Genomic DNA, 15,985 nt, shown 5'->3' on the forward strand with positions numbered 1-15,985 from the left:
CACATGTGCTAATTTTTTATCTTTAAAATAACAATATAACAATCGATTTGTTCGGATTAAATTACACAATTCATTACTTTTAATTGAACGTAATTTATAAAACCAAATCATTTCGACATTGAATTTCTTAAAAAAATGAAAGAATTAAGCTATTTGAACAAATATTTCATCAAATATAAATATAGTTTCTCCTTTGGAATTTTAATCACCATAATCGCACAAATTTTCTTTTTATTCACTCCAAAGCTTGTTAGTCACTCTTTTAATGTGATTGAACGCTTTTTAAAATTATCAGATGCAGATCAAAAATCGGCTATAATCATCAATTATTACAAACAGGATTTGATACATAACGTACTGTTAATCATTGGAAGTGCGATTGTAGCAGGGTTTTTAACCTTTTTAATGCGCCAGACTTTAATTGTAATGTCGAGACATATTGAATTTGATTTAAAAAATGAAGTTTTTAGTCAATATGAAAAGCTGTCTCAAAATTTTTACAAACAAAACCGTACCGGAGATTTAATGAATCGTATTAGCGAAGACGTTTCTAAAGTTCGTATGTACGTAGGTCCGGCCGTAATGTATACGATTAATACTTTTATTCGTTTTGCAATTGTTATTATATATATGTACAATGTTTCGCCTTTACTAACATTGTACACACTTCTTCCCTTACCACTACTTTCTTACTGTATTTTTAAATTAAGTTCAGAAATCAATAAACGCAGCACAACTTTTCAGCAATATCTGTCTAAAGTATCCAGTTTTACTCAGGAAATTTTTTCAGGAATCCGAGTAATTAAAGCTAATTCTCTAGAAGATCAGCATCAAAATAATATGATTACCCTTGCCGACGAAAGCAAGCGCAAAAGCTTAGATTTAGCAAAGGTACAATCCCTTTTTGGGCCTTTAATGATTGCTCTTATCGGAATCAGTAATTTGGTTGTAATATACTTTGGAGGTATAATGTACATCAACGGAACAATTGCTAATATCGGAACAATTGCAGAATTTATTCTTTATGTAAATATGCTGACCTGGCCTGTAGCATCTTTAGGATGGGTTTCATCTATGGTTCAGGAAGCCGAAGCATCTCAAAAGCGTTTAAATGAATTTTTGAAAATTGAGCCGGAAATCAAAAACAATAATCCTAATCCTTCAGATATTCAGGGTTCAATCGCTTTCGAAAATGTAAGCTATACTTATGAAGACACTAATATTGAGGCATTAAAAAACATTACTTTCTCGGTTAAAAATGGCGAAACACTGGCCATCTTAGGTAAAACAGGTTCAGGCAAATCAACTATTTTATCTTTAATTTCCCGTTTGTATGATGTAACCGAGGGAAGGATTACGATTGACCAAAAAGAAATCAGTACTTTAAATTTGAATGATTTAAGAAACAATATTGGAATTGTACCTCAGGATGCGTTTTTATTCTCTGATACTATAAAAAACAACATCAAATTTGGTAATCAGGATGCTACAGACGAAGAAGTCATTGAAGCTGCCAAAAATGCCGTTGTACATGATAATATCGTTGCATTCAACAAGCAATATGATACGATTCTTGGTGAAAGAGGTATCACACTATCCGGTGGCCAGAAACAGAGAGTCTCTATAGCCCGCGCTATAATCAAAAAACCGGCTATTTTACTTTTTGATGATTGCTTGTCTGCTGTTGATACTGAAACCGAAGAAACGATCTTAAATAACTTATTTGAAATATGTAAGGATAAAACTACGATAATTGTAAGCCATCGTGTTTCATCGGCTAAAAATGCCGATAAAATTATTATTTTAGAGGATGGTAAAATTATTCAACAAGGCTCTCATAATCAATTAATAAATCAGGAAGGATATTATGCATCGTTATATTTAAAACAACTTTCGGAAAAAGAATTACTTTAATTGTTGTGTAATAGATAATTTTTTATGATTTTTGAGTACTATTAATTCCAAAAAATGATAGAACGTATTATGAGAGAAAATGACATGTTAGAAAAAGAAGAGATTTTTTCTAAAGTATTACGAGCAGGAAGAAGAACTTATTTCTTTGATGTAAGAGCTACAAAAGCTGACGATTACTATATCACAATTACCGAAAGTAAAAAATTTACTGAGGAAGATGGTTCTTTTCATTTTAAAAAACACAAAATTTACTTATACAAAGAAGATTTTAGTGCTTTTGCCGAAATACTGGAAGAAATGACTTCATACGTTTTGAACCACAAAGGCGAAGAGGTAATTTCTGAAAGACATCAAAAAGATTTTAAAAAAGAATACGGTTCTGAGAAACCTGAAGGACAAAGATCCAGCTTTACTGATATTGATTTTGACGATATTTAGTCCTAAATAACTTTTTAAAAAGTACGAGTCCAATTTGTTTTACATTTTGGACTTTTTTTATATATTTAAATTCTATTAATTTTATAGAACTTTATAATAACCTTTTAAATAAAAATCCACGGCAATGGACACTCAACTATTAATTTTACCCGGATTAGGAAATTCAGGAGATAAACACTGGCAAACCTTTTGGCATGAAAAATTCAAAAATTCAATTCGATTAGTTCAGGACAACTGGGATGAACCTGTTAAAGAAGAGTGGATTAATCGTTTAAGCGAAGAGATTTCAAAACTTGAAAACCCAACAATTTTAGTTGCACACAGTCTGGCAGTTTCTTTAGTTTTGCACTGGGCTGAAACTAATTATAATCCAAATATTATTGGTGCATTATTAGTAGCTCCTGCCGATGTAGATTCACCTCAACATACTCCCGAAATTATTCGAAATTTTTCACCAATGCCCCTTTATAAATTACCTTTTCCATCAATTGTAGTGGCCAGTGAAAATGATCCTTATGCTTCTTTCGAAAGAAAACAATATTTTGCTGAAAAATGGGGAAGTGATTTTGTAAACGTAGGTCAGCAGGGACACATTAATTCAGATTCTGATTTGAAGTATTGGGAAGAGGGACAAATAATCCTGCAGAAACTAATTGAAAATATATAAAAGAGATTAGTTCGTCAGCTTTTTACTATTCAGTCATTCAGCAAAAAATAACTGAGCAGTAAAAAGCTGAACACTGAATATTAATTATCCTATTCTAAGCCCATTTGGTATTTTAAAATCGGGAGCGAGCAATATCACATCTCCCTCCTCGCCTACAGCGCCAAGAACAAGACATTCACTCATAAACTTTCCAATTTGTTTTTTGGGAAAATTCACGACTGCAACAATTTGTCTGTTAACTAAATCTTCTTTTGTATATCGCTTTGTAATTTGTGCCGATGATTTTCGAATACCAATTTCAGCTCCAAAATCAATCGTTAATTGAAACGCAGGTTTTCTTGCCTCAGGGAAATCATTCACTTCAATGATTGTTCCAACACGCATATCTGTTCTTTCAAATTCATTCCAGGTTAAATCCATTATACTTTTTATATAGTTTATTTACAAACCTATTAATTTTGTAATTAATAACATTAATTCTATAACCGCTTTTTACGTTCTGCATTTAATTTTACTATTCATTTTTTGAAACTAACTGTAAAAAAATATACCTAATGGAAAATAGTGTAATAAATGATAACCCATCTCTTAGAGATTCTGATTTTAATATCCTTGAGCACAATACGGATAAATATATCGAAACAGCCCAAAATGTAAAACTTTATATAAAAGATTACGGAGAAGGAAAACCGGTAATCCTGATTCATGGATGGCCGCTTTCAAACGAAATGTGGGAATACCAAATTGAGTTTCTTGTACAGAACAATTTCAGGGTAATTGCTTATGATCGTCGTGGTTTTGGCAAATCATCACAACCCTGGAATGGCTATGATTACGATACTTTGACAGATGATTTAAGTGCAATTATAGAACAGCTTCAACTAGACAATGTAACTTTAGTAGGCTTCTCAATGGGTGGCGGTGAAGTTGTTCGTTACTTTAGCAGACATCAGGGAAAAGGCGTTGTCAAAGCAGTCTTAATTTCATCCATTATTCCATTTTTATTAAAAACTGACGATAATCCTGAAGGACGTCCAAAAGAAAAAACTGAAATTACGGCAGCTTCCATTAAAGAAGACAGAATTGGCTTTTTGGATAATTTTGGTAAAATATTTTTTGGCATAAACATCGTTAACAAACCTTTGAGCACGCCTTTATTAGAATATTATCGAAATTTATGTTCTGTAGCTTCGCCAAGAGCAACATTGCAATGTGCAGAATCATTAAACACTACCGATTTTAGAGATGAGTTACACACCATTCAGGTTCCAACCTTAATAATTCATGGAACCGACGATAAAAATGTTCCAATTGAGGTGAGTTCAGAAAAAACAGCGAAAGCCATAAAAAACAACACTTTCATTGTTTATGAAGGCGCACCACACGGGCTTTTTTATACTGAAAAAGATAAATTAAACAAAGATTTGCTTGAATTTTTGAATTCTTAAAATAAGTTTAACCACAGATTAAAAGAATTAAAAGGATTTCTTTTGACTGCTAAAAGAAATAATCTGCAGAATCTGCGTGAGCTTTTTTTAACGCATTTATAAATCTTTTCAATCTGTGTCCTGAGCGATAGCGAACAGGCGAAGCAAATCTGTGGCTAAAAAAAGAATTCTTTCTTGTAATCTTTTATTTGCAGAAATTTAAAGCTATTTTTGATCCAATTAATTATCTGTAAAAATGGCACGAACTCCTTCAAATATGATTCCGCTTGGAACAATTGCTCCCGAATTTTATTTAAAAGATACGAATTCGAATAATACATATTCGTTTGAAGATTTAAAAGGTTCAAAAGGAACACTTGTTATTTTTATGTGCAATCACTGTCCTTTTGTACTTCATGTTATTACAGAAATCGTGATGATTGCAAATGATTATCGTGTTCAGGGACTTGGTATCGTTGCGATTTCCAGCAACGATGTTGAGAAATATCCTGAAGATTCACCGGAAATGATGACCGAATTTGCATTTAAAAACAAAATAGATTTCCCTTATTTGTTTGATGAAACGCAAGAAATTGCAAAAGCTTATGAGGCAGCCTGCACACCGGATTTCTTTTTATTTGATAATCAGGACAGATTATTTTACAGAGGGCAACTAGACGATTCAAGGCCGGGAAACGGAATTCCGTTAAGCGGAAATGACTTAAGAAGTGCCATCGATGCTTTAATTTACAACCGAACTTTAAGCGAAATCCAGAAGCCAAGTATTGGCTGTAATATTAAATGGAAATAAAGTTTGTAAGCAATCAGAAAAGTTTTACTATCTTTGCAAATCAAATTAAAATTACTCATTGTGAGCACTATAACAATATTTACAGTTTCTTTATTGCTGTTTTCTTTTACAAGAAAGCCGCTTTGTGCTGTATTTATCTCACATAGTAAGGCCTTTATTAATTAGGCCTCCGTCTATTTCATTTCTTCTTTCAGGCGGAGGATTTACATCAATTTAAACATTCTTTTATTTGACAAAAATCAATTTGGTCAGATATTTTTTTGTTTTTCCCATTTAAAAGCATTTAAAAAAACTGCCTTCATTTGAAGCCTGAAACAGTTTGCAATGCTAAATACAAAAGAAGAAAATTCATTCAAATAAATACCTTATAAACAAATACAATAAATTCAAATAGATATGAATCCAACACCCACTTTCTGTAAATCAGATTATCAATTTCTAAGAGAATTGATTTTAAAAAGTAAAAATTCTACAAATACTAAAGAAGCAAACCAGCTTTCGCAGGAATTAGATCGCGCTGTAATCAGTAAAGAAAGCGAGCTTGACCATTCTGTTATCAGAATCAATTCTGTGGTAACTATTGAAGATGTCAAGGCGCAGAAGCAAATGAAAATTCAAATTGTTTTACCATCGTCTGCAGATTTAAAACAATCTAAAATTTCAATTTTAGCACCTTTAAGTGTTGCGATTATTGGTTTTAAAGAAAATGATGAAGTTGATTGGGAATTACCTGCCGGCATCAAGACTTTAAAAATAATAGCAGTAGACAATTCGGCTGTACATCATTCTTAACTTTTTTAAACACCTCATATTGTGAAGGTGTTTTTTTATATCTGTCTGAAAACAAAAAAACTATTCAATAAAAATTACTGAATAGTTTCGTTATCTTCTTCAAAACGCCAATTATTACAATTGCGAATGAATATAATTCGTTATTGAAGCCATACTAGGATCATCCAACTTCGCTTTTTTCTGCATACGAACTAAAATTGGCTGCCACTCTTCTTTTGTAAATTTTGCAGGCTCATACAGTTTATGACATCTTGCACAACTGTTTTCGTATAAGTTTTTACCTTCTGCCAATTCCGGCGTTAATTCTGTTGCCTTTGTAGTTTCTATCACGGCAGGTGTAGCCGGCGTTAACGGAGCAGCAGGCACTTTTTTAGTACCACACGATACCAAAAGTAATGTTGCTACAGCGAGAGTTAAAATTTTTGTTTTCATTATCCTGGATAGTTTTATTTTAAGTAAATATAAAAAAATCCCATACGCCGTGGCATATGGGATTATTATTTAAAACAATACTAAATTGCTTGTATATTCTTATTTAACGTCCATTAATTCAACGTCAAAAATCAAAGTTGCGTTTGGTGGAATAACTCCTCCTGCACCTGATGGTCCATATCCTAAATCAGAAGGAATTACAAAACGAGCTTTGTCTCCAACTTGCAATAAAGCGATACCTTCATCCCATCCTTCGATAACTTGTCCTTGACCTAATCTAAATTCGATTGGTTTTTTTCTTGGGTAAGAAGAATCAAAAACTTTTCCGTTTTCTAAAGAACCTTCGTAATGAACAGAAACTGTTTTTCCTGCTTCAGCTCTTTTTCCATCTCCTTTTTGGATCATTTTATAACGTAAACCACTTTCAGTTTTATCAAAACCAGCTGCCAATTGCTCCATTTTTGCTTCAGATTCTGCTTTTAAAGCTGCATCTCTTTTAAGACGAGCACCTTTTAAAGCGATAAAAGCTTCAATAGCGTTAAATTTTTCAGCTTCTTCTCCAACTCTGATGATCTCTACAGATTCAAGACCGTCACCTTGAGCAACAGCATCAACTACATCCTGACCTTCGATTACGTGACCAAAAACAGTATGTTTTCCGTCTAACCAAGAAGTTGGAACGTGAGTAATGTAAAATTGAGAACCATTACTTGCAGGTCCTGAATTAGCCATTGCTAAAACTCCCGGACGATCGTGTTTTAAACTTGGGTGAAATTCATCATCAAATTTATATCCAGGATCTCCAGTTCCAGTTCCTTTTGGACAACCACCTTGAATCATAAAATCTGGAATTACTCTGTGAAAAGTTAATCCGTCATAAAATTTATTTCCCTGCGGTTTTACTTTATTTTCCATATTTCCTTCTGCAAGAGCTACAAAGTTTCCTACAGTTCCAGGAGTTAAATCATGTGTCAATTTTACTAAAATCGAACCTTTGCTAGTGTTAAATTTAGCGTATATTCCGTTTTCCATTGTTCTTATTTTTTATTTGAATGCAAATTTACAAATTAATTTTTTATCAATTTATGCTTTCTATTTTTTAGTCCCGACGTTTCGAAGTTGATTTATAAGTAAGTCCGTAAACTGTTAATGCCAATAGGGATAAAACCATACAACCAATAGCAACTGCGTGCCATCCGCCCAGATTCCACAGAAACAATCCGTATGCAGATCCGGCTGCTGTTCCTAAAAAACTGAACGACATAAATACGGTATTTAATCTGTTTCTGGCTTCAGGTAATAACGAATAAACTCTTGTTTGGTTTGAAATGTGAACGCCCTGAATTCCAATATCAATAAATACAATTCCGATTGCAATTCCGATTACACTTTCTACTGAAAAATAAAAAACCAAAAAACTTATCAATATCAATAAACAACCATAACCAACAGCAATTCTTGAATTTCCTTTATCTCCAATTTTACCAACCAATGGCGCCGCTAAAGCTCCGGAAGCACCTACAATTCCGAATAAACCAATTGTTGCGCTGTTAAAATGAAATGGTTCACCTGAAAGCAATAAAACCATTGTTGTCCAGAAAGCTCCAAACTGAGCGAAACTGAAAACATTGATGGCTGTAGCTTCACGCAAAACTGGTTGTGTTTTTATAAGAGTAAACAAAGATTGAATCAATTGACCATAAGTTCCCTGAAACTGAGGTTTGTTTACCGGGAATTTACCCTGAATTACAAAAAAGATCAGAAGACAAATTCCGGCTGCGATATAAAACATGGATCTCCAGCCTAACATCTGACCAATAAAACCGCTTAAAGTTCTGGAAAGTAAGATACCAACCAATAAACCACTCATAATGGTTCCAATTACCTTTCCGCGCTGCTCCTGCGTACTAAGCGAAGCCGCCAAAGGCAAAATAAGCTGTGGCACAATTGATGTGATTCCTATTAACAAAGAAGCTATTTGCAGAATCAAAAAACTTTTTGCCGTTGCTGCAATTAACAATGCAATAACCGAGGCAAAAGTGGTCATTAAAATTTGTTTCTTTCGTTCAATTTTATCACCAAGCGGCACCATAAAAAACAAACCAATCGCATAACCTGCCTGAGTTAAATAGGTTATCTTTCCGGCGCTGGCTTCTGGAATTTTAAATTCGTTGGCAATTAAAACAATCAAAGGCTGGCAGTAATAAAGATTTGCAACTATAAGACCAGTGCAAACTGCCATAAAGAGTACATTAGTTTTAGATAAATTCATTTTGCAAAAATACCATCAATATTTAATCTGAACTTATAATTAAAGTTATTTTTTTTATAAAATCTGCGTTATCTGTATACTAAAAATTGACGCCGATTAAACGGATTCGCTATTGCGAAAACGCGGATACTCACTGATTTTCTTTATCGCTTATTTCAAAAAATCTTCTCTTGCCGGGCTAAAAACATCTGTAAGCATTCCGCTCTCTAAACATACAACCCCATGAACTGCATGAGGCGGAATATAGAAACTATCTCCTTCTTTTAAAGTCTGAGTAATACCACTAATTGTAACGTCAAATTTGCCGCTTGCTATATAAGTCACCTGTGAATGATAATGATCGTGCAAAACTCCAATTCCGCCCTTTTCAAAATGTACATTAACCAACATTACCCTGTCATCAAAAGCCAGAATTTTTCGTTTAATTCCTTCTCCTACAACTTCCCACTCTATTTCATCGCCTTTTATAAACTCTTTACTTGTTGCCTGCATCTTTTTTTTAATTTAATTCTTAATCTAATAAACACCAAAAGTCACTTTCCTTTTTAAATTTTAGTTTCCTTTATTTGTTATGGCTTTTTGTCCGCTTATGACCATTTTTATACCATAACTAATAGTTGAAATCGCACAACATATACTTACAATTGCATTGGCTATATTTACAGTTGTAACTTTTTGAATTATCATATAAAGCCCTATAATTGCCACTGCCGAAGTCCAGATTCCCATATAATAATCGAACTTTCTTTTGAATATTTTTCCTAACGGAAAAAAGTGCAATCCAACAATTAATGCAAAAAACGGAATAAACAATTCGTTATGATTTATGTTTACTAAAATATTTTTTGCCAAAAAGATTCCTAACCCTTCCAAGCCAAAAATTAACAAAAATCTTTTATCCTTTTTCTCTTCTTCCTGAGTTTTAATTTCAACATCAGAATCCGGAAGTGCTTTATGAAATTTAGAAAAACGAACATAGAAAAACACAAACCCTAAAATGACAAAACCAATAAACAATCCGACAATTCTGTTATCTCTATTTTCCAAATAATACTCCGCAATCAATGTCCATATTGCTGTGTTTATAATCATAAAAAACAATCCTCCGATTGCTTTTTCAAGGTCTTTTTTTGTATCTAATTTCATTTTTTGTTTTTTTTTATTATTGGGTACTCAACATATCTTTTTTCATTAATTGTAATTCATCTGTCAAATTATTGTGTTTAAAAAAATCAGCAAGTTCATTAAGTCTTTTTGCATTATCATATTTGAATCCTGAATTTAGCTTTCTCTGGCAAAGAGAACATAATCGGATAGAATGTGTATCTGTTTCAGGCATGCTATTTGTCCCATTCATAACACAATTAGCTTCAATACAATGATGAAGACCAAACATATGGCCAATTTCATGTGAACATATTTTAAGTAATCTTGACAAACTTAAATCAGGATTTGTTTCATCCTTCATTCTATACATTGAACTTACAGCAATTTTATCTCTGTAAGATGCCAACCCAAAAACATAATTCCATTCTGGTTTTGGATACAAATCTTTTTCAGTCAATGCCATTAAGACGATTCCTTTTTTAGGTTTTTCTTTCTTTAAAACATCATTTAAAACAAACCCCGCCAGAAATTGTTCCTGACCTACATCGCCAATTCGTCTGGCATGATTTGGAATTATATCATTTGAAATTTGATTTAAAACTTTAGTTTCTAACTGAAAAAATATTTCTAAATACTGACGAACCAATTCAATTTGTTTTTTTTGAACTGAATTAAAACTACCAATCGGCTGCAAATAAACAATGTTATTCTCTTTTGTTGGAACCACATGTTTTGATTCCATAAATTGTTCAAAACTCTGTCCCTTTTCTTTGTGAGAATATAACCAATCTCCAAAAACTGGCTTTCCTAATTTGATATCATTAGCCTTAATATCTATAAAATAGGGAGCTGGATTTGTAAACTCTTTCAGCGTTTCTTTTTGATTCTGATTTTCTTGCTTATTTGATTGGCAGGAATAAAAAATCACAACTGCCAGAAACAAAAGTTTTCTCATAAAATATATCCCATTTAGATTATCTTTTTTGAAATAAATTCACAGCTCGTTTTTATAGAATCAAATACACCTCCTGCAAAATTATTCTCCTGCTCTACAAAAAAATAGTTCATTCCTGCAAGTTTGGCTTCTTTAAAAATAGTTACAAAATCTATAGGGCCCGAACCAATTTCTGTATTTAAATCATGATTTACTTTATCCATGTCTTTTACATGCCACATTTTAAAACGTTCTGGATTATCTTTAAACAATTTGACCGGATCATTTCCGGAATGAACTACCCAGTATAAATCTAATTCAAAATAAACTAAATCTTTATCTGTTTCGTTTAGCAAAATTTCATAGCCAGTAACTCCATTATGATTTTCAAATTCAAATGCATGATTATGATACGCTAGTTTTAAGCCTGCATCATTGCACATTTTTCCAGCCTCATTTAATCGTAAAGCAATCTTCTTATAGTCATTGATTTCTTTTCTGTAAAGTTCATCAACCCACGGAATCGTTAGAAACTCGCTTTTTAGAATCTTCGCGGCTTCAATTGCAGCTACAAGTTCTGTAGTATTTCCGTCTATTAAAAAACTTCCTAAATTATAATGACCACTTACTGCCTTTAAATCATTTTTATCCAAAATCTTCTTTAGGTCTTTTGGTGACAAACCCCAAAACTGATCTTTAATCGAAAATCCGTAAGTTTCAACATTTGTATAACCAGACAAAGCTACTTTTTCTAAAGTCGTTTTAACATTTGCAGGAAGCTGATCACGTAACGTATACAATTGTAAACCTATTTCTTTTTTAATCCTATTAAAAGCAAATGATGGAGAAGCCAGAACTGCAGTAGCAGCCAAACTTGTATTGATGATAAAATTTCTTCGTGTAATCATTTTACGTAGCCAATTGAGAATGTAAATCTACTATAAAAATTGATTCTCAAAGTTATTTACAAAGTTTTGAAGAGCAATCGCTGTTTCTTCATTTGTAATTTTGCCCTCATCATTAATTTTACCACGAACACCCTGAATTAAAAGCTGAGTAGCATCATTAAAATTAGCTTCGAGAGTTTTCATTACTAATATTAATTGCTCATGTCCCATTTCTCCTGATGCAGATGCTGTAATTAATCCTGTTTTTTTATTTGAAAAAAGAGTGGTAGAAACACACCATTCTAATGCATTTTTTAAACTACCGGGCAGACTAAAAACATATTCGGGTGTACAAATTAAAATTCCGTCCGCCTCCGCTATTTTATTTCTGAATGAAACCACTTCTTCGGGCGGATTTTCCGTATCTAAATCGGGATTAAAATGCGGAATGTTTGTTAAACCCTCAAATATATCTACTTCAAATTGAGGTTTTAGGTGTTCTGAAATATATTTGAGAAATTTAAAGCTGCTGGAATTTTTTCTGGTGCTGCCAGATATAGCAAGTATTTTTATTTTTACAGAAGACATTATATCGTTTTAAAACTATTTCTAAATTATACCTTAAAAATACTATTTATTTACAAACGAATTAAAATGTTTTTGGAGCACATTAACCAACCAAATTACTTTACTGTCAATAATTTCATGTCTGCTAATTTTTGAGAATCGATAGATTGGGGAGCAAAATTTTGCTTTTCGTTTCTAAAAGAAGCAATCTTGCCTGTTTTATCGACATAGATATAAGTGTAATTCCAATAATTGGAACCGGCCATTCTGGAATCTTTATCCCCCTCCCGGCTAGCATAAACCTGATCAGCATAAACCAATATTTCTCCGTTTGCAGCATTGTCAAATGTTCTTATTGGTGTACCCCAGCTTTTTATAAGATGTTGTTTGGTCATCCCGATCCATTTATCGGCAGTATTTTTTGAACCTGAGCAGGCACATAATACGATTACAGCAGTGCATAAGATAAAATTTTTCATAAAAATTGACTTGATTTGAGACTAAAATTATTGTAAGTAAAAAACTATGTAATGCTACTGAAAATTAAACATAATAGTTTACACAAAAACTTTTTCATGTTATCTAATTATTATTTATACATACTGAAAAACAATAAATTAAATCAATTAAGCTTACATTTTTTTAACATTAGAACTTCATAAAAATGTAAAACACACTTTTGAATTCCTGTTTTTAAATTTCTCAAATATTTACTTTGTATCTTTGCCGTTCAAAACTTTTGAAAAGAAAAAATGCGAATTGACATTATAACGATTTTACCAGAGTTATTAAGAAGCCCCTTTGAAGCTTCGATTATGAAACGTGCCATTGACAAAGGTTTAGTCGAAGTACATTTTCATAATTTGCGTGACTATACGACCAACAAACAAAAAAGTGTAGACGATTATCCGTTTGGCGGAGGCGCCGGAATGGTCATGACCGTTCAGCCAATTGACGACTGTATCACACATTTAAAAAGTCAGCGTGAATATGATGAAATCATTTATATGTCACCTGATGGAGAAACGCTAAATCAGAAAATGGCTAACACCATGTCGATGTATGAAAATATCATGATTTTATGCGGACATTATAAAGGTGTAGATCAACGTGTTCGTGATCATTTTATTACAAAAGAAATTTCGATAGGAGACTATGTTTTGTCTGGTGGAGAATTGGGTGCTTTGGTTCTATCTGATGCCTTGATTCGTTTAATTCCGGGAGTTTTGAGCGATGAAACTTCAGCCTTAACAGATAGTTTTCAGGATAATTTACTTTCAGGGCCTATATATACAAGACCTGCAGATTATAAAGGATGGAAAGTTCCTGAAGTTTTAACCAGCGGACATTTTGCAAAAATTGACAAATGGCGTGAAGATATGGCCTACGAGCATACCAAAAACAGAAGACCTGATTTGTTGGAAGAAAAATAAAAGTCCCGAATAGTCGTTTTAACAATTAGTGCAAATTATATGTATTGCTGATAACACAATATTTTGTAAAAGTACTTTTTGAAAAATAAAGCAATGAATGACTTTAATCTGAAACGTATTTATAATACAAGGAATCATATTGAGACACATTATAATAAAGTGATCTCTATAGATTCTCTTGAAGCTATTTCGAGTTACTCTTACCGAAATTTACAACGCGTTTTTTATTCCCTATTTAAAGAAACAATTGGTGCTTATCAAACCCGGCTGAAAATAGAAAACGGATATAAAAAACTCTTATATTCTAATGATCAGATTTCTGATATTGCCCTCGAAGTCGGATTTGCTGATGTTCAGTCTTTTTCTAAAACATTCAAAAAACATTTTAACTGTTCTCCTTCATTTGCAAGAAATCAAAAAGAGATTTTATTAAACGATATTCATCCACAGCAAAATATCTCTTGCAATTTAGAATCAAAAATCATTTTTATTCCGGAGATTACCGTTTATTATTCGAGTTGTAAAACCTCTTACATTAATCCGGAAATCGAAGATCTTTGGGGTGCTTTATTAAAGGACGAGTATCCTGAACCTATTACAGATTTCTTCGGCATAATAACGGATGATATTCTGATTACTGAAAAATCTAAATGCACTTATGATGCCTGCATTGTTACCGAAGGCAGTATAAAAAATCTTCCGACGAAAAAGATTTTTGGAGGCAAATATGCTAATTTCTTCCACAAGGGAAGTTACGAAACCTTAGAAGATACGTATCAGCAGATCTTTGGCGGTTGGTTTCTGAACAACGATATTGAATTTTCTCATTTGCCTGTAATTGAACAATACATCACACATGAAGCAAACTGCAGCAGTAAATCTGATTATGTAACCGCGATTTTTATTCCTGTAACTTAATTTGTCCTTTTTGGACAACTTCTCAATTATAGTTTAGAAATACATTTGCCCTGTCAAAATACCGGTATCAAATGGCACTAACGTTTAATTTTATAACTACTAAGATGGAAAGACTTTTTATAACACTATTATTATTCCCGATATTCACTTCATGTCAGCAAGAGGAACTAATAACAAAACCGGATGAATCTTTAAAAACAGATATTATGTATACGATGCCCGAAGAATCGGCTCCGCATGAAGGAACGTGGCTGCAATGGCCGCATCAATATCAATACGGGATTGATTACAGAGATGATCTGGATGCTACCTGGGTAGCCATGACTAAATCGTTAAGCGGAAGTGAAAAAGTACATATTGTTGCTTACGATACTACCGAAAAGAACAGAATTACAGCCTTATTAAATACAGCAGGAGTTTCTCTATCGGCTATTGAATTTAAAATATACAAAACCGATGATGTTTGGGTAAGAGATAATGGTCCTATTTATGTAAAAGACAAAAACAATCAATTGGTTATTCAGGATTGGGGTTTTAACGGTTGGGGAAAAAAGGCCGCTTTTGGAAATTGCAACACTGTACCTGCACAAATTGCAGCAGATCAAAAAACAACCGTTGTTGATTTAAATTCTGTTATGATTAATGAGGGCGGGGCAGTTGAAATCGACGGAAACGGAACTTTACTGGCTACTAAAAGTGCCATACTAAATTCAAATCGAAATCCGGGAATGACACAAGTTCAGGCCGAAGCCAATTTTAAAAAATATCTGGGTGTAACAAATTTTATCTGGCTGGATGGCAAAGCGGGAAGAGAAATTACTGATATGCATATTGACGGTTTTGCCCGTTTTGGTAACGGAAACACAATCGTTACTATGAACGAAGACGATTTATTGTACTGGGAAGTGCCACAAAAAGATATCAATACATTATACAATTCTAAAGATAAAAATGGCAAAGCGTATACTTTTCTAAAATTACCATTGTCTAAAAATAATGTAGTAACAACATATGGCAAAAAACTGGGTTACAAAGGTTCTTATGTAAACTATTATATTGCAAATACTGTTGTACTCGTTCCTAATTATAATGATCCAAACGATACAGTAGCCAATCAATTGATTCAAAGTTTATATCCAGGCAAAAAAGTAATTGGTATTGATGTTCGTAATTTATATGCAAACGGCGGAATGATTCATTGCGTTACGCAACAGCAACCAAAATAGAAAAATAAATTCCAAATTTTTAAAATTCCAAATTCCAAGTGATCAAATAGTTACAGAATTGGAATTTGGAATTTATTCTCATCGGAATTTGATTTTAATTTATTGCAATTTAATTTATTTTAATTACATTTGCACCCGAATTAGACTAACCTCTGGCGAG

19 protein-coding genes are annotated in these 15,985 nt (G+C 32.7%); 9 read left to right on the plus strand and 10 right to left on the minus strand.

The window, feature by feature from the left end; genetic code table 11:
- The first annotated feature begins 135 nt into the window (after positions 1-135).
- From OLM51_RS17040 to OLM51_RS17050, 3 genes are all read left to right on the plus strand, one after another.
- A complete protein-coding gene (locus tag OLM51_RS17040) occupies positions 136-1,914 on the plus strand; it encodes an ABC transporter ATP-binding protein (RefSeq protein ID WP_264551798.1) in 1,779 nt (592 codons plus the stop codon).
- Between the two features lie 69 nt (positions 1,915-1,983).
- Positions 1,984-2,352, plus strand: coding sequence for a PUR family DNA/RNA-binding protein (locus OLM51_RS17045; protein ID WP_213259522.1), 369 nt, complete (start codon positions 1,984-1,986; stop codon positions 2,350-2,352).
- 124 nt (positions 2,353-2,476) lie between these two features.
- A complete protein-coding gene (locus tag OLM51_RS17050; RefSeq protein WP_264551799.1) occupies positions 2,477-3,019 on the plus strand; it encodes an RBBP9/YdeN family alpha/beta hydrolase in 543 nt (180 codons plus the stop codon).
- Between the two features lie 84 nt (positions 3,020-3,103).
- On the opposite strand, the gene OLM51_RS17055 is transcribed toward OLM51_RS17050, so the two are convergent.
- Entirely contained in the window at positions 3,104-3,439 is a 336-nt protein-coding gene (locus OLM51_RS17055) for a tRNA-binding protein (protein ID WP_264551800.1), read from the minus strand.
- Positions 3,440-3,573: 134 nt separating this feature from the next.
- Here OLM51_RS17055 and OLM51_RS17060 point away from each other — a divergent pair, with 134 nt between their 5' ends.
- From OLM51_RS17060 to OLM51_RS17070, 3 genes are all read left to right on the plus strand, one after another.
- Positions 3,574-4,467, plus strand: a complete 894-nt coding sequence (locus OLM51_RS17060; protein WP_264551801.1) for an alpha/beta fold hydrolase — start codon at positions 3,574-3,576, stop codon at positions 4,465-4,467.
- A gap of 235 nt (positions 4,468-4,702) precedes the next feature.
- On the plus strand, positions 4,703-5,257 hold the full coding sequence (locus OLM51_RS17065) for a thioredoxin family protein (RefSeq protein WP_264551802.1): 555 nt from the start codon (positions 4,703-4,705) through the stop codon (positions 5,255-5,257).
- A gap of 396 nt (positions 5,258-5,653) precedes the next feature.
- A complete protein-coding gene (locus OLM51_RS17070; RefSeq protein ID WP_264551803.1) occupies positions 5,654-6,049 on the plus strand; it encodes a GreA/GreB family elongation factor in 396 nt (131 codons plus the stop codon).
- A 114-nt stretch (positions 6,050-6,163) separates the two neighbouring features.
- On the opposite strand, the gene OLM51_RS17075 is transcribed toward OLM51_RS17070, so the two are convergent.
- The 9 genes from OLM51_RS17075 to OLM51_RS17115 all read right to left on the minus strand — a co-directional run bounded on the left by OLM51_RS17075 (position 6,164) and on the right by OLM51_RS17115 (position 12,727).
- Positions 6,164-6,481: a cytochrome c gene (locus tag OLM51_RS17075; RefSeq protein ID WP_264551804.1), complete on the minus strand. Its 318-nt coding sequence runs from the start codon at positions 6,479-6,481 to the stop codon at positions 6,164-6,166.
- A gap of 99 nt (positions 6,482-6,580) precedes the next feature.
- Positions 6,581-7,513 (minus strand): peptidylprolyl isomerase, encoded by a 933-nt coding sequence (locus OLM51_RS17080; RefSeq protein WP_264551805.1) that lies wholly within the window; start codon positions 7,511-7,513, stop codon positions 6,581-6,583.
- Between the two features lie 67 nt (positions 7,514-7,580).
- On the minus strand, positions 7,581-8,723 hold the full coding sequence (locus OLM51_RS17085; RefSeq protein ID WP_264551806.1) for an MFS transporter: 1,143 nt from the start codon (positions 8,721-8,723) through the stop codon (positions 7,581-7,583).
- Between the two features lie 180 nt (positions 8,724-8,903).
- Positions 8,904-9,245, minus strand: coding sequence for a cupin domain-containing protein (locus OLM51_RS17090; RefSeq protein WP_264551807.1), 342 nt, complete (start codon positions 9,243-9,245; stop codon positions 8,904-8,906).
- A gap of 60 nt (positions 9,246-9,305) precedes the next feature.
- A complete protein-coding gene (locus tag OLM51_RS17095; RefSeq protein ID WP_264551808.1) occupies positions 9,306-9,899 on the minus strand; it encodes a DUF7010 family protein in 594 nt (197 codons plus the stop codon).
- A 16-nt stretch (positions 9,900-9,915) separates the two neighbouring features.
- Positions 9,916-10,815, minus strand: a complete 900-nt coding sequence (locus tag OLM51_RS17100) for a Zn-dependent protease (protein ID WP_264551809.1) — start codon at positions 10,813-10,815, stop codon at positions 9,916-9,918.
- A gap of 14 nt (positions 10,816-10,829) precedes the next feature.
- Positions 10,830-11,702 carry a sugar phosphate isomerase/epimerase family protein gene (locus OLM51_RS17105; RefSeq protein WP_264551810.1) on the minus strand — a complete coding sequence of 291 codons (873 nt, stop codon included), beginning with the start codon at positions 11,700-11,702 and terminating at the stop codon, positions 10,830-10,832.
- A 30-nt stretch (positions 11,703-11,732) separates the two neighbouring features.
- Positions 11,733-12,269 (minus strand): NADPH-dependent FMN reductase, encoded by a 537-nt coding sequence (locus OLM51_RS17110; protein ID WP_264551811.1) that lies wholly within the window; start codon positions 12,267-12,269, stop codon positions 11,733-11,735.
- A 95-nt stretch (positions 12,270-12,364) separates the two neighbouring features.
- The gene (locus OLM51_RS17115) at positions 12,365-12,727 is read right to left on the minus strand and encodes a hypothetical protein (protein ID WP_264551812.1); all 363 of its coding nucleotides are present in this window, start codon (positions 12,725-12,727) and stop codon (positions 12,365-12,367) included.
- Positions 12,728-13,000: 273 nt separating this feature from the next.
- Between OLM51_RS17115 and trmD the strand changes: the two genes are divergently transcribed.
- The 3 genes from trmD (at position 13,001) to OLM51_RS17130 (ending at position 15,825) form a co-directional block, all read left to right on the plus strand.
- The gene (trmD, locus tag OLM51_RS17120) at positions 13,001-13,681 is read left to right on the plus strand and encodes a tRNA (guanosine(37)-N1)-methyltransferase TrmD (RefSeq protein ID WP_264551813.1); all 681 of its coding nucleotides are present in this window, start codon (positions 13,001-13,003) and stop codon (positions 13,679-13,681) included.
- A gap of 78 nt (positions 13,682-13,759) precedes the next feature.
- Entirely contained in the window at positions 13,760-14,599 is an 840-nt protein-coding gene (locus OLM51_RS17125) for an AraC family transcriptional regulator (protein WP_264551814.1), read from the plus strand.
- Positions 14,600-14,670: 71 nt separating this feature from the next.
- Entirely contained in the window at positions 14,671-15,825 is a 1,155-nt protein-coding gene (locus tag OLM51_RS17130) for an agmatine deiminase family protein (protein WP_413614527.1), read from the plus strand.
- The last annotated feature ends 160 nt before the right edge of the window (positions 15,826-15,985 follow it).

Origin of the sequence: Flavobacterium sp. N2038 (assembly GCF_025947185.1) — a bacterium.
Taxonomy (GTDB): Bacteria; Bacteroidota; Bacteroidia; order Flavobacteriales; family Flavobacteriaceae; genus Flavobacterium.

What these genes read in the sequence shown, in the direction of transcription:
- OLM51_RS17040 (WP_264551798.1), top strand. Translation starts at nt 136, where the DNA reads ATGAAAGAATTAAGCTATTTGAACAAATATTTCATCAAATATAAATAT.
- OLM51_RS17045 (WP_213259522.1), top strand. Translation starts at nt 1,984, where the DNA reads ATGAGAGAAAATGACATGTTAGAAAAAGAAGAGATTTTTTCTAAAGTA.
- OLM51_RS17050 (WP_264551799.1), top strand. Translation starts at nt 2,477, where the DNA reads ATGGACACTCAACTATTAATTTTACCCGGATTAGGAAATTCAGGAGAT.
- OLM51_RS17055 (WP_264551800.1), bottom strand. Translation starts at nt 3,439, where the DNA reads ATGGATTTAACCTGGAATGAATTTGAAAGAACAGATATGCGTGTTGGA.
- OLM51_RS17060 (WP_264551801.1), top strand. Translation starts at nt 3,574, where the DNA reads ATGGAAAATAGTGTAATAAATGATAACCCATCTCTTAGAGATTCTGAT.
- OLM51_RS17065 (WP_264551802.1), top strand. Translation starts at nt 4,703, where the DNA reads ATGGCACGAACTCCTTCAAATATGATTCCGCTTGGAACAATTGCTCCC.
- OLM51_RS17070 (WP_264551803.1), top strand. Translation starts at nt 5,654, where the DNA reads ATGAATCCAACACCCACTTTCTGTAAATCAGATTATCAATTTCTAAGA.
- OLM51_RS17075 (WP_264551804.1), bottom strand. Translation starts at nt 6,481, where the DNA reads ATGAAAACAAAAATTTTAACTCTCGCTGTAGCAACATTACTTTTGGTA.
- OLM51_RS17080 (WP_264551805.1), bottom strand. Translation starts at nt 7,513, where the DNA reads ATGGAAAACGGAATATACGCTAAATTTAACACTAGCAAAGGTTCGATT.
- OLM51_RS17085 (WP_264551806.1), bottom strand. Translation starts at nt 8,723, where the DNA reads ATGGCAGTTTGCACTGGTCTTATAGTTGCAAATCTTTATTACTGCCAG.
- OLM51_RS17090 (WP_264551807.1), bottom strand. Translation starts at nt 9,245, where the DNA reads ATGCAGGCAACAAGTAAAGAGTTTATAAAAGGCGATGAAATAGAGTGG.
- OLM51_RS17095 (WP_264551808.1), bottom strand. Translation starts at nt 9,899, where the DNA reads ATGAAATTAGATACAAAAAAAGACCTTGAAAAAGCAATCGGAGGATTG.
- OLM51_RS17100 (WP_264551809.1), bottom strand. Translation starts at nt 10,815, where the DNA reads ATGAGAAAACTTTTGTTTCTGGCAGTTGTGATTTTTTATTCCTGCCAA.
- OLM51_RS17105 (WP_264551810.1), bottom strand. Translation starts at nt 11,702, where the DNA reads ATGATTACACGAAGAAATTTTATCATCAATACAAGTTTGGCTGCTACT.
- OLM51_RS17110 (WP_264551811.1), bottom strand. Translation starts at nt 12,269, where the DNA reads ATGTCTTCTGTAAAAATAAAAATACTTGCTATATCTGGCAGCACCAGA.
- OLM51_RS17115 (WP_264551812.1), bottom strand. Translation starts at nt 12,727, where the DNA reads ATGAAAAATTTTATCTTATGCACTGCTGTAATCGTATTATGTGCCTGC.
- trmD (WP_264551813.1), top strand. Translation starts at nt 13,001, where the DNA reads ATGCGAATTGACATTATAACGATTTTACCAGAGTTATTAAGAAGCCCC.
- OLM51_RS17130 (WP_413614527.1), top strand. Translation starts at nt 14,671, where the DNA reads ATGGCACTAACGTTTAATTTTATAACTACTAAGATGGAAAGACTTTTT.